The organism is Euzebya rosea (assembly GCF_003073135.1).
In the GTDB taxonomy this organism is placed as follows: Bacteria; Actinomycetota; Nitriliruptoria; order Euzebyales; family Euzebyaceae; genus Euzebya; species Euzebya rosea.
Genome location: NZ_PGDQ01000003.1, coordinates 387,958 through 400,136, shown reverse-complemented (window position 1 = coordinate 400,136; position 12,179 = coordinate 387,958). Strand labels below are relative to the sequence as shown.

General features: G+C 70.3%; 11 protein-coding genes and 1 tRNA gene. 6 read left to right on the top strand and 6 right to left on the bottom strand.

From position 1 onward, the window contains the following. Positions 1-32 precede the first annotated feature (32 nt). A complete protein-coding gene (locus tag CUC05_RS04800) occupies positions 33-1,004 on the top strand; it encodes an oxidoreductase (RefSeq protein WP_108664923.1) in 972 nt (323 codons plus the stop codon). On the opposite strand, the gene CUC05_RS04795 is transcribed toward CUC05_RS04800, so the two are convergent. Further along, complete coding sequence (locus tag CUC05_RS04795; RefSeq protein WP_205712128.1) at positions 1,001-1,891, bottom strand: hypothetical protein; 891 nt, start codon at positions 1,889-1,891, stop codon at positions 1,001-1,003. The two genes, CUC05_RS04800 and CUC05_RS04795, sit on opposite strands and share 4 nt — an antisense overlap. Before the next feature lie 208 nt (positions 1,892-2,099). On the opposite strand from CUC05_RS04795, the gene CUC05_RS04790 reads away from it, so the two are divergent. Next, positions 2,100-2,402, top strand: coding sequence for a DUF1905 domain-containing protein (locus tag CUC05_RS04790; RefSeq protein ID WP_108664922.1), 303 nt, complete (start codon positions 2,100-2,102; stop codon positions 2,400-2,402). A gap of 41 nt (positions 2,403-2,443) precedes the next feature. Here the strand turns inward: CUC05_RS04790 and CUC05_RS04785 are convergent, their stop codons facing one another. After that, positions 2,444-4,669 carry an NADP-dependent isocitrate dehydrogenase gene (locus CUC05_RS04785; RefSeq protein ID WP_108664921.1) on the bottom strand — a complete coding sequence of 742 codons (2,226 nt, stop codon included), beginning with the start codon at positions 4,667-4,669 and terminating at the stop codon, positions 2,444-2,446. A gap of 46 nt (positions 4,670-4,715) precedes the next feature. Next, positions 4,716-5,318 (bottom strand): hypothetical protein, encoded by a 603-nt coding sequence (locus CUC05_RS04780; protein WP_108664920.1) that lies wholly within the window; start codon positions 5,316-5,318, stop codon positions 4,716-4,718. Positions 5,319-5,440: 122 nt separating this feature from the next. Between CUC05_RS04780 and CUC05_RS04775 the strand changes: the two genes are divergently transcribed. The 3 genes from CUC05_RS04775 (at position 5,441) to CUC05_RS04765 (ending at position 7,650) form a co-directional block, all read left to right on the top strand. Next, complete coding sequence (locus CUC05_RS04775; RefSeq protein WP_157965209.1) at positions 5,441-6,880, top strand: choice-of-anchor B family protein; 1,440 nt, start codon at positions 5,441-5,443, stop codon at positions 6,878-6,880. Between the two features lie 148 nt (positions 6,881-7,028). Further along, positions 7,029-7,104: transfer RNA gene (locus tag CUC05_RS04770), tRNA-Asn, on the top strand. A gap of 291 nt (positions 7,105-7,395) precedes the next feature. Next, positions 7,396-7,650, top strand: coding sequence for a hypothetical protein (locus CUC05_RS04765; RefSeq protein WP_108664918.1), 255 nt, complete (start codon positions 7,396-7,398; stop codon positions 7,648-7,650). Between the two features lie 25 nt (positions 7,651-7,675). Here CUC05_RS04765 and rpoD read toward each other — a convergent pair whose 3' ends face one another. The 3 genes from rpoD to CUC05_RS04750 all read right to left on the bottom strand — a co-directional run bounded on the left by rpoD (position 7,676) and on the right by CUC05_RS04750 (position 11,834). Beyond that, the gene (gene rpoD, locus CUC05_RS04760; protein ID WP_338066368.1) at positions 7,676-8,932 is read right to left on the bottom strand and encodes an RNA polymerase sigma factor RpoD; all 1,257 of its coding nucleotides are present in this window, start codon (positions 8,930-8,932) and stop codon (positions 7,676-7,678) included. Beyond that, positions 8,929-10,755, bottom strand: a complete 1,827-nt coding sequence (gene dnaG / locus CUC05_RS25505) for a DNA primase (protein ID WP_108664916.1) — start codon at positions 10,753-10,755, stop codon at positions 8,929-8,931. Before dnaG ends, rpoD begins: the two co-directional genes overlap by 4 nt. A gap of 62 nt (positions 10,756-10,817) precedes the next feature. Then, on the bottom strand, positions 10,818-11,834 hold the full coding sequence (locus CUC05_RS04750; RefSeq protein ID WP_170127918.1) for an HD domain-containing protein: 1,017 nt from the start codon (positions 11,832-11,834) through the stop codon (positions 10,818-10,820). 28 nt (positions 11,835-11,862) lie between these two features. Between CUC05_RS04750 and CUC05_RS04745 the strand changes: the two genes are divergently transcribed. Further along, on the top strand, positions 11,863-12,177 hold the full coding sequence (locus tag CUC05_RS04745) for a hypothetical protein (protein ID WP_108664914.1): 315 nt from the start codon (positions 11,863-11,865) through the stop codon (positions 12,175-12,177). Positions 12,178-12,179: the final 2 nt, after the last annotated feature.

Sequence of the window (12,179 nt, the reverse complement as noted above, 5' to 3'; positions counted from 1 at the left end):
CTGCCCTCGCAGGCGACCACGAGAGGCAGACCATGGGGCCACTGGACCAGCACCCGATCGGATCGGGCTTCCGCGCCAAGTCCACGGCGGCCGAGGTGATCGCGGGCATCGACCTCTCCGGCCACGAGGCCGTGGTCACGGGCGGCTACTCCGGTATCGGCCTGGAGACCGTGCGGGCCCTCGTCGGCGCCGGCGCCCACGTGACCGTCCCTGCCCGCCGACCCGACGTCGCCCGTGACGCGCTGGAGGCGTTCGGTGACGACGTCGACGTGGTGGCCATGGACCTGGCCGACCTCGCCAGCGTGCGACGGTTCACCGAGGACTGGACGACCCCCGACCGCCCCCTGCACCTCCTGATCGCCAACGCGGGGATCATGGCGTGCCCCGAGGGGCGGGTGGGCCCCGGCTGGGAGATGCAGCTGGGCGTCAACCACCTGGGCCACATGGCCCTCTACCTCGGCCTCGAACCGGCGCTGCTCACCGCCGAGGGCGCCCGCGTGGTCGCGCTGTCCTCCATCGGCCATCGCATCGGTGGGATCCAGTGGGACGACCCGCACTTCACCACGACCACCTACGACAAGTGGCGGGCCTACGGGCAGGCCAAGACGGCCAACGCGCTGTTCGCCATGGCCGTCGACGCCCGCGGCGCCGACCGCGGCATCCGGGCGTTCTCGGTGCACCCGGGCGGCATCTTCACCCCCCTCCAGCGCCACCTTCCCCTCGAGGAGATGGTCGCGCTCGGCTGGAAGAACGCCGACGGCACCATCCCCGACGCGGTCAAGCGGGGCTTCAAGACGCCGGAGGAGGGCGCGGCGACGACGATCTGGGCGGCCACGGCACCGAAGCTGGCGGGCCTGGGTGGGCTGTACTGCGAGGACGTCGACGTCGCCCAGCTGGCCGGCTCGGTCAGCCCACCCCACCAGCACGTCCGGCCGTGGGCCTGCGACCCCGACGCCGCCGAGCGGCTGTGGGCCCTCAGCGAGGGATGGCTGGCCGAGGCCTAGCGCAGGATGGCGCCATCGTCGAAGGGTTCGGTCCCCGGGACCAGGCGGAGGTTGGCCAGGCCTGGCTCGTTGGCGATGACGTAGTCCATGGACAGCGCCAGGTCGGTGACGTTGTTGGACGCCGGGAACGGGGCGGCCTCGACGGTGGACACGACCGCCAGGGCGTTGCCGTCGGCGTCGAGGTACCCCGACCCGGAGTCACCGGGGATGCCCGGGGTGACCGTGAAGACGTTGTGGTTCCAGCCCTCGTTGTCGGTCCCGAGCGACAGCCCGCGCTTGGGGCTGGTCTGCTCGATGCCGAACCGCAGGGAGGAGTTGCCCCACGAGTAGACGGGCTCAGCGACGGCGGTGCCGCCACGTGCCAGCGCGACGGGGCCGCCGAACACCGGCACGGAGGGGTTCACGTTCGTCCAGTCGGCTCGGGCGATGCGGACCAACCCGAAGTCGTTGTTCATGCACGTGGCCGTGTCGGTCTCGCCGATCCGTCGCATCGTCAACGACGCGTTGTAGGCGACGCTGGCGGTTGTGGTCGCCCCCTGGACCTCCACCGGATGGCCGACCGGATAGGCGATGTCGGTGCACTCGTCGGCGTTGCCCGTCTCGGCGGCACAGTGGCCGGCGTAGCCGAGCAGCACGTCGGTCAGGTACTCGACCCCGTCGATGGCCTCGACCTGCACGAAGACGAAGTTGGAGGTGCACTGGCCACCCTCGACCCGGGTCTGCACACCCGGGTGGATGCTCGCGGTGTCGGCATCTGCCCACGCCCACCCGTCCCACCTGGGGAAGGTGACCTGCGCCTCGGCGGCGGTCGGGGTCACGGCGAGGCTGGCCAGCAACGCCAGGCCGAGGGCCAGGAGCATGGCACGGACGGGACGGGTGAGGGACACGTGTGGTCTCCGGTCTGGATCTCCAGGGGTCCTCCCACTGTTCGCCGTCGACGGACCGGATCCCTTCCTCCGCTGCGGACAATGGCACCCAGGAGGCTGATCCCGGCGGGCGACGACCCGTCGACCGTCCACCACTGACACCACGGTGAGCACAGCTGCACGGCCCGGCCCCGACGCCCGACCACGGTCGGCAAGACTGGGTTCCCACATGCACGACTTCACCTTCACCACGCCCGTGTGGGAACACGATGGCGACGCGTCATGGCACTTCGTGACGTTGCCCGAGGAGGACAGCGACCACATCCGGGAGATCACCGGCGGCGCCGCTCGGCGGGGCTTCGGCTCGGTCCGTGTCGAGGTCCGCATGGGCCGCTCGACCTGGCTGACGTCGCTGTTCCCCGACAAGGGACGCGGCTGTTACGTCCTCCCGATGAAGAAGGCGGTGCGGACCGCCAACGGCGTCGGTGACGGCGACGTGGTCACCGTCACCGTCCGGCTCGTCGACCTGTAGGCCGGGCGACCGTCAGGGGCCGCCCGGCGCACCCCGCTCCCCTACTGGCCGACGAAGTCGGCCAGTACCCGGTTGAACGTCTCGGACGGCCGCATGGCCGCGGACGCCTTGTCGGCGTCGGGGGCGTAGTAGCCACCGATGTCCATGGGCTCGCCCTGGACCTCGTTGAGCTCGCCGACGATCGTGTCCTCTGCCTCCCCGAGCGCCGAGGCCAGCGGCGCGAACCGTTCGGCGAGCGCCGCGTCCTCGGTCTGCTCGGCCAACGCCTGCGCCCAGTACAGCGCCAGGTAGAAGTGCGAACCGCGGTTGTCCAGCTCACCCACCTTGCGCGACGGCGACCGGCCCTCGTCCAGCAGCTTCTCCGTGGCGGTGTCCAGCGCCGCACCGAGCACCCTGGCGCCCGCGTTGTCGGTCGTCTCGGCCTCGTGGTCCAGCGACACGGCCAGCGCGAGGAACTCACCGAGGGAGTCCCATCGCAGGTGGTTCTCGGCCTCGAACTGCTGGACGTGCTTGGGTGCCGACCCGCCGGCGCCGGTCTCGAACAGGCCACCGCCGTTCATCAGCGGGACGATCGACAACATCTTCGCCGACGTGCCGAGCTCGAGGATGGGGAAGAGGTCGGTCAGGTAGTCACGCAGCACGTTGCCGGTGACGGAGATGGTGTTCTCGCCCTTGGCGGCCCGGTCCAGCGTGACGCGGGTGGCGTCGGCGACGTTCATGATGCGGATGTCGAGGCCGTCGGTGTCCTCCTCCGCGAGGTAGGCGTTGACCTTCTCGATCAGCTGCGCGTCGTGGGCGCGGGTCTCGTCCAGCCAGAAGATCGCCGGCCAGCCCGTGGCGCGCGCTCGACGGACTGCCAGGGACACCCAGTCACGGATGGGGGCGTCCTTGGCCTGGCAGGCACGCCAGATGTCGCCGGCCTCGACCTCGTGGGACATCAGCACGTTGCCGTCACCGTCGACGACCTTGACGGTCCCGTCAGCCGGGACCTCGAAGGTCTTGTCGTGGCTGCCGTACTCCTCGGCCTTCTGCGCCATCAGCCCGACGTTGGGGACGGTGCCCATCGTGGTCGGGTCGAAGGCGCCGTGGGCCTTGCAGAACGCCACGGTCTCGGCGTACAGGTCGGCGTAGGAGCTGTCGGGGATGGTGGCCTTGGTGTCGTGCAGCTCGCCGTCGGGACCCCAGTCCTGGCCGCCGTCACGAATGACGCGGGGCATGGAGGCGTCGATGATGACGTCGGAGGGCACGTGCAGGTTGGTGATGCCCCTGTCGGAGTTCACCATGGCCATGTCGGGGCCGTCGGCGATGCGCTGCTCGATGGCGTCGCGGATCTCCGCGGCGATGGCGTCGTCGAGGTTGTCGAGGGAGGAGAGGACCCCGCCGAGCCCGTCGTTGGGGTTGGCTCCAGCCCGCTCGAGCTCCTCGCCGTACTGCTCGAACACGTCGGCGAAGTACACCTTCACGGCGTGGCCGAAGATGATCGGGTCGGAGACCTTCATCATCGTGGCCTTCATGTGGAGGCTGAACAGGACGCCCTTGTCCTCGGCGTCGGCGATCTCGGCGGCCAGGAACTCCTGCAGGGCCTTCGCGCTCATGTAGGTGGCGTCGACGACCTCGCCCTCGAGGACCGGCACGGACTCGCGCAGCACCGTCTCGGTGCCGTCGGCGGCCTCGTGGACGATCCGCAGCTCGCCGGCGGAGTCGATGGTCACCGACTGCTCGTTGGACCGGAAGTCGTGCTCGCCCATGGTCGCGACATGGGTGCCCGAGTCGTTGTCCCACGAGCCCATGCGGTGCGGGTTCTTGCGGGCGTAGGCCTTCACGGCGGCAGGGGCACGACGGTCGGAGTTGCCCTCGCGGAGCACCGGGTTGACCGCGCTGCCCTTGACCGAGTCGTACGCGGCCCGGATGGCCTCCTCCAGCGGGGTGGCGGGCTCGTCGGGGTAGTCCGGCAGCTCGTAGCCCTTGGCCTGCAGCTCCTTGATCGCGGCCTTCATCTGCGACACCGATGCGGAGATGTTGGGCAGCTTGATGATGTTGGCCTGCGGGGTCTTGGCCAGCTCCCCCAGCTCGGCCAGCGCGTCGTTGACCTGCTGCTCGGGCTCAAGGTGGTCGCCCATCGCCGCAAGGATGCGGCCGGCCAGCGAGATGTCCCGGGTCTCGATCTGCACCCCGCACGCCCCGGCGAACGCCTCGATGATCGGCAGGAACGAGTACGTCGCCAGCGCGGGCGCCTCGTCGGTGTGGGTGTAGATGATGGTGCTCATGGGACTCTTTCGTCTCTGTGTGCGGTCGGCGAGATTCGAGCGGATGCTACCGAGCGGCCGAGGGATCCGCTGATCCCAGCAGGTCCTCCATCGCGGCGGTCGCGGCGGCGATCAGCGGGGCGGTGTCCTCGCCCTCGCGGGATCGCACGGCGAGGGTCATCAGCAGGCTGGTCAGCGCCCAGGCGATGGCCTCCGCACCCTCGGGCGTGTCGACCTGGCCTGCGGCTGCGGCCCTGCGGACGCCCTGCACGATCGCGTCGTGCAGCTCGGCCATCTCCGGCGGCAGGTCCTCGGGTGTGGGTGCCCCCGAAGGATCCCCGTCGGAGGACGCCGGCACCGGCTCGGTCCATGTCGTGTTCCCGACCGGCGGGTCGTCGAGCAGGCGCGACACCATGCGCAGGAGGTCCTCCCGCAGCGAGGTGCCGGTGCGGATGGCCGCCAGCAGCGGATCGAGGGCCTGGCGCGTCGCCCGGGCGGCTCGTCGCGCGACCCTGAAGCCCTCCAGCGCCAGCGACCCGGCGGACCGGCTGGCGGCCTCGACGACCTCGCCCAGCAACGCCTCGAGCGACCCGTTGGCCGTCGCGGCACGCCACTGTTCCTCCTCCGACAGCGTGCGATCGGTCGGGGCCCCGTCGGCGTGGTGTGTCATGACCCCGATGATGCGTCGGATCCGCGGTCGGAAACCAACCGATGGCGGCCGCGTCGCCCCGGAGACACAGGAAGTTCCGTCCGTCGGCAGGAACTCGGCGGGTCCGTCGCGAACCGGGGGGCATGCGCAACAGGACCGCTTCCGCACTGATCGCAATCGTGGCGTTGCTCGGCATCGCCGCAGCCGACCCGCTGGCCCTGCTGGCCGAGATGCGAACCCACGTCCACAAGATCCCGGAGGTCTCGCAGGCCGTCCCGAACGAGTCGCTGGGCGCGACGCCGTGCGTGGACGGCATGGCCGGCCCGTTCCCCTGTGACGGCATCGACCTGCTGTCGTTCACCCCGATCAGCGAGTTCGCGGGGCTGCCGACCTACGCCCCGGTGCTGTACAGCTCGGTCCGAGGGTCCGACGTGTGGGGCTGGACGTCGCCCGAGACGGGTGATGAGTACGTGCTCTTCGGCAAGACCAACGGCGTGGCGTTCTTCCGGGTCACCGACCCGACGGCGCCGGAGTACCTGGGCACGATGCTCAACACCGCGGCCGCCCAGCTGGTCTGGCAGGACATCAAGGTCTACGACAACAAGGCCTACGCCGTCAGCGAGTCCAACCCCCACGGGATGCAGGTCTTCGACCTGTTCCGGCTCGACGGCGTCACCGAGCCCCAGGACTGGGTGATGGACAGCTTCTATCCCCTCAACGTCGCGGCCCACAACCTGGCGATCAACGAGGAGACCGGCTTCGCCTACATCGTCGGCGGCAACGCTGGCCTGGCTGCCGAGGACCAGTGCCGCGCCGGCCTGCACATCGTCGACCTCAAGACGCCCGTGCCCACCTTCGCCGGCTGCTACGTCGAGGAGGGCGGCGTCGGCGTCGTCGGATCGCTGGTCGGCCCGCTGGGTGCCCTGTCGCGCTACGTGCACGACACCGAGTGCGTGGTGTACCGCGGCCCCGACGTGGACTACCAGGAGCACGAGATCTGCTTCAACAGCTCCGAGACCCACGTCGCGATCGTCGACGTCACCGACAAGCTGGCCCCCAGCCACATCGCGTCGATCGAGTACGACCTGACCGAGTACGCCCACCAGGGCTGGCTGACCGACGACGGTCGCCACTTCCTGCTCGGAGACGAGCTGGACGAGGACGCCAACGCCGGGCTGCCCACCCGCACGCTCGTCTTCGATGTCGAGGACCTCGACAACCCGTCGTGGCAGGGCACCCACTACGGGCACTCGCAGTCGATCGACCACAACATGTACATCCGCGACGGGCTGGTGTACCAGTCCAACTACGCCTCCGGGCTGCGGGTCGTCGACCTCTACGACATCGACGACGTCGACCACGACCACGCCAACGGCAACGAGCTGGAGGAGGTCGCCTTCTTCGACGTCTTCCCCGACAACGACGGCACGTCCTTCTCGGGAACCTGGTCCAACTACCCCTACTTCGACTCGGGCACCGTGGTCATCAGCGGCTACGACGGCCTGTGGCTCGTGAAGGTCCAGGACGAGGTGTTCGACGACATCGTCACCGCCCGTCCCGACCACGACCTGGCCGACCGCTAGGCCGACGCGGACCGCCCCTGTCCGGCCGGCTGGGACCGGACGGGGGCGGACCTTGGTCAGCGGGCGACCGGCGTGGCACACTTGTCGCTCCGCACGGGACACGGAGTCCTCCGAACCCATGCGTGACCGCCGGCCACGGCCGGCACCTTCCGAGGTAGCTCAATCGGCAGAGCAATCGACTGTTAATCGATAGGTTGTGGGTTCAAGTCCCACCCTCGGAGCCACATTTCCCACCGCGCCTCCGGTGCGATCCCCCGGGTCCTCGGCGCGAAGGGCCGCCAGCGCAGCGTCGACCCCGGCGCGGAACGACTCGGCGTCGGCGTACAGCCAGGCGCGCTGGAGCAGCGTCTCTCGGATGTCATCCATCGGTGCCTCACCTCCGGCGCGCAGGCTAGGCCGCAGGTGTTTCCCGGCCGTTGCTGGACCATGAACACCTGCTGATCTCCCCGACCCGTCCCCACCCTCGGTACGGTGTCGGTCAGCACAGTGCACGGGACGCGGGAAGGACAGCAGCGATGGGATTCAGGTTCGGGGTCGTCACCGGCTTCGCGGTCGGCTACGTGCTCGGCGCCAAGGCAGGCCGGGAACGCTACGAGACCATCCGGCAGACCGCAGATGTGTTCATGGGATCCCGCACCGCCCGTCACCTGGAGGACGGGCTGCGCGAGGCCTGGTCGTCGGCCAAGGAGGAGTTCCCCGCCGTCGGTCAGGCCGGCGAGCAGATGGGACGTGTCCTGGACCTGCACGACCGCCTCGACGGGCAGGGCTGACCCAGGGCGGGGCCGACCGACGGGCCTAGTCGCGCAGGTAGTCCCGCAGCTGATCGGATCGTGAGGGGTGGCGCAGCTTTGCCAGCGTCTTGGCCTCGATCTGGCGGATCCGCTCACGGGTGACGCCGAACTCGTCGCCGACCTCCTCCAGCGTCCGGGCCTGCCCCCCGTCGAGCCCGAAGCGCAGCGCGATGACCCGCTGCTCCCGGTCGTTGAGGGTGTGGAGCACCCCGCGGATCTGGTCCTGCATCAGGTGGAAGCTGGCGGCGTCGAGCGGTACCACGGCGGCCTCGTCCTCGATGAAGTCGCCCAGCGAGGCGTCGTCCTCGCCACCGACGGGCGTCTCGAGGCTGACCGTCTCCTGGGAGATCTTGAGGATGTCCTCGATCTTCTCCTCGTCGATGTCGAGCTCTGCCCCGATCTCCGCCGAGGTCGGGTCACGGCCGAGCATCTGGTGCAACCGTCGCTGGGTGCGGACGACCTTGTTGATCGTCTCCACCATGTGGACGGGGATGCGGATGGTCCGGGCCTGGTCGGCGATGGCCCTCGTGATGGCCTGCCGGATCCACCAGGTGGCGTAGGTGGAGAACTTGTAGCCCTTGCGGTAGTCGAACTTCTCCACCGCTCGGATCAGCCCGAGGTTGCCCTCCTGGATCAGGTCCAGGAGCACCATGCCCCGACCCACGTACCGCTTGGCGATCGACACGACCAGCCGCAGGTTGGCCTCGACCAGCCGCCGCTTGGCGATGTGCCCGCCGCGCTCCACCCGGGTCAGCTGGCGACGTCGGACGATCGCGTCGTCGTCGTCGACGTCGAGGGAGGCGAGGAACACGCCAGCGGCCAGCCCCGCCTCGACGCGCTTGGCCAGGTCGACCTCCTCCTCGGCGCTGAGCAGCTCGACGCGCCCGATCTCCCGGAGGTACAGCCGCACCGGATCCCCTGTGGACGCCGGCACCACGACATCCGACGGGGGGTCACGACGGCGGGGCGCGGCCTTCGGCGGTGGTGGGGGTGGCTTGCGGGTGGTGATGCCCTCGGCCGACAGCAGGCTGGTGAGCGCCGTGTCGGCCCCCTCCCCCACCCGTGCGCCCGCCAGCGCGTCGTCGACCTCCTGCGGGGTCACGTACCCCCGCTGACGGCCGACGTGCAGCAGGTCGGTGACCGCATGGGCGTCCAGCAGGGCCGCCTCGACCTCGGCGGCGTCCCGTCCGGTCGTCGCCTTCGCCGCCGCAGGCGGGGCATCGGCCGTCCCCTCCTGCGGTATCCGTTGTGCGCTGCTCACAGCGCCCCCCTTCCCTCGTGGGCCCGCCAGACCCGTTCGAGCTCGCCGATCTCCCGCATCAGCTCGCCGCGTTCCTCCGGTGCCAGCCGTTCGCGGCTGTCCGACAGCCGGTTGCGGGCCGCCTGCCATCGACGTTTGGCGTCCCGGCCCCGCAGGGCCTCGAGCAGCCCGGCGATCGCGGTCTGCTCGGGCACGGTGGTCAGCTCGGCGACCGCAAGTCCCCGGACCCGGCGACGCATGTCGTCGTCGGGCATCGCGTCGAGCACGGCCTCGAAGTCGTCACCGGCCTTGCAGATCGCCCGGAACAGCTGGCGCGACGGTTCGGCGGTGAAGACCTGCTCGTCCAGTAGCTGCCACCCGTCGGGCAGCAGCTCGGGCCGCTGCAGGGCGACCTGCAGCACCTGCCGTTCGAGCTGCATCTGCGGATCGCGGCTTCCGGGCAGGACGGTGCGATCCGGCGGGGCCGCCGTCGTCGTCCGGCCCCGTCCCCCGGGTGGGTACGTCCGGTTCAGCTCGTCCTCGATCCGTTGCGCCGGCAGCCCCACCGCGGGGGCGACCACGTCGAAGACGTACTTGTACCGCAACGAGGGGTTGTCGATGCGGCCCAGCAGCTCGAAGGTCGACTGGTACGCCGCCGTCTGCAGCTCGGGAGTCGACAGGTCCGCGGTGCGCAGCTTGTGCTCGATCTGGAACTCCACCGCGGTCTTGCGGCCCGCCATGACCTGCTCGACCGCCGCTGCGCCGCCCTCGGCCACCAGGTCGGCCGGGTCCTTGCCCTCGGGCAGGACGAGGACGCCGAGGTCGGTGACGTTCGCCGCTTCGGCCCGCTCCCGAGCACGCTCGGCAGCCTCGAACCCGGCGTTGTCGGCGTCGAGGCAGAGCGTGACCCTCGCGTCCATCCGCTCGATCATCGCGAAGTGCTGCTCGGTGAGGGCGGTGCCGCACGGGGCGACGGCCTGGGTCGTGCCCGCCAGGTGCAGGGCGATGACGTCCATGTACCCCTCGACGACGAGGACCTCGCGGCGCTTGACGATCTCCCGCCGCGCGAGGTGCAGGCCGTAGAGGGTGGTGGACTTGTCGTAGACCTCGGTCTTCGGCGAGTTGATGTACTTGGGGGCGGTGCCGTCGATCCTGGTGACCACCGGCCCGTCGGGCAGGATCCGCCCGCCGAAGGCGACCACGTCGTTGCCCCGCTGGTCGTGGATGGGGAACAGCACCCGGGCACGGAACCGGTCGATGAGCCCGTGCTTGCCCTGGGTGGACAGGCCGGCCTCGATGAGGTCCTTGGCGGCCGCCCCCTTGCGCTGCATGTGGGTCGACAGCTCGTCCCAGGCGTCCGGGGCCCATCCGATCCCGAAGACCTCCCAGGCGCCGGCGGGGACCTGCCGGTCCAGCAGGTAGCTGCGGGCAGCGGCCCCGTCGTCGGCCTTGAGTCGCGACCGGTAGAACGCGGCGGCCTCGCCGATGATCTCCAGCATCCGCGTGCGCTTGCCGAGCGCGGCCTTCTGCCCGGGCCGCAGCTCCTGGTAGCGCAGGTCCACGCCGAACTGCCGGGCCAGCTTCTCCACGGCGTCGGCGAAGGACAGGCCCTCGATCTCCATCACGAACCCGATGGCGTCGCCGTGGGCGTTGCAACCGAAGCAGTAGTACACGCCCTTGACCGGGTTGACGGAGAACGATGCGCTGCGCTCCTCGTGGAACGGGCAGCGCCCCATGAGGCTGGTGCCGCTGCCCTTCAGCGTGGTGTAGGGCGCGATCACCGCGCTGATGTCCATCCGGTCCTTGAGGGTCCGGATGTCGTCATCGTTGATGCGCCCAGCCACGTCCGTCCGAGTCTAGTGTCGGGTTGCGACGTCGTCGGGACCCACGGGCACTCGGCGTCGGCTCAGAGCCGGTGCGGTGACCGCCGGGGCAGCAGCAGCTGGTTGAACAGGCGCAGGGCCTGGCCGTCGGTCAGCGACGTGACGAAGTCGATGACGCGCTGCAGCTCGGGATCACCGCCGTTGCGGAACTGGCTGGGCAGCCGGCCGGGGTTGTCGACGTAGAAGACGACGAGGCTGGACAGGCAGTGCGCGCCACGTGCCCGTTCGGCGAGGACCCCGTGGCGACCGCTGACCCGGGTCGTCGCGACGTCCTCCATGGCGTCGAGGGCGGTCGCGGCGGGGCTGGACAGGCGGATCTCCGGGGTGTCGGCCGACGCCTGCACCGCGTCCGCGCACAGTGCGGTGATCCAGTCCTCCGGGGTCGGGCCGAGGATGCTCGTGGCCCGTTCGGGAAGGTCCTCCGACACGATGACCCCAACGGACAGGGCGTCGCGGAGCTCGCCGATGACGCCGGCGATCCGATCGGCCAGGCGGACGACCTCGCCCTCTCGGGTGGCGGGCATCTCCGCGGCCACGGTGTGGGTCGCGATGCCGTCGCGGACCTCCCAGCACAGGTTCAGGCCCTGGCCGTCCTGCTCGATGAGCTCGACCACCCTGACCGACTGGTGGTTGTGGCGGAAGGGCTCCTCGGTGAACAGTCCGAACGCCTCGTCCCCGGCCCGCGCGAACGCCGCAGCACCGAGGTCACGGCCCAGGGCGATGGCCTCGGTCAGGTCCTCGTTCAGCCGCAGGGCCCGGCTGATGGTCCGGGCGATCCGTGACCCGAACAGCGTGTGGTCGATGCGCGAGCGGTACCCGTCCCCGCCGGGGGCCAGCAGCACGTGGCTCTTGTCCTTCAGCCGTCCGAACGCGGTCGAGGCGAGGATGCGGTGCACGTCGACCTGGAAGGTCGAGCGGAGCGGATCGGCCGGCTCGTGTTGTTCGCGCCCCTTGGTCTCTGCGGACAACGTCGCCCATCCCGAGAGGCTGGCACGCTCCAGTTCCTCGGTTCGATCACGGGGGGTTCGTGACGTTGCCACCGACCACGAGGCTAGCATCGGCGTCGCGATGGAACCCGTGAAGCCGAACGAGCTCGTGGTCGCTGCCCGTGTGGCCGACGGCCTGGTCTACGTCGCCGGCATGGCCGGCGTCGTCGCGGGCGCCCTGCTGTTCAGGGACGGCAACCTGCCGTTCGCGATCATCGCCTGGGTCGTGACGTTCATCGCGGGGACGGTCCTGCGGCTGGCGGCGTGGATGGCCCGCGGGGTCGCGCAGATCATGCAGCGCACCGAGCGCATCGAGTCCGATGCGGCCCGGCTGGTCCGCGATGCGGTTGCCGACGCCGAGCCGCACGACCCCTGGGCCCGGCGCGACCTGCGCTGACC

Excerpts from the sequence above, each read along its gene's own strand:
- CUC05_RS04775 (WP_157965209.1), top strand. The coding sequence starts at position 5,441 with ATGCGCAACAGGACCGCTTCCGCACTGATCGCAATCGTGGCGTTGCTC.
- CUC05_RS04745 (WP_108664914.1), top strand. The coding sequence starts at position 11,863 with ATGGAACCCGTGAAGCCGAACGAGCTCGTGGTCGCTGCCCGTGTGGCC.
- CUC05_RS04800 (WP_108664923.1), top strand. The coding sequence starts at position 33 with ATGGGGCCACTGGACCAGCACCCGATCGGATCGGGCTTCCGCGCCAAG.
- CUC05_RS04790 (WP_108664922.1), top strand. The coding sequence starts at position 2,100 with ATGCACGACTTCACCTTCACCACGCCCGTGTGGGAACACGATGGCGAC.
- CUC05_RS04780 (WP_108664920.1), bottom strand. The coding sequence starts at position 5,318 with ATGACACACCACGCCGACGGGGCCCCGACCGATCGCACGCTGTCGGAG.
- CUC05_RS04765 (WP_108664918.1), top strand. The coding sequence starts at position 7,396 with ATGGGATTCAGGTTCGGGGTCGTCACCGGCTTCGCGGTCGGCTACGTG.
- CUC05_RS04785 (WP_108664921.1), bottom strand. The coding sequence starts at position 4,669 with ATGAGCACCATCATCTACACCCACACCGACGAGGCGCCCGCGCTGGCG.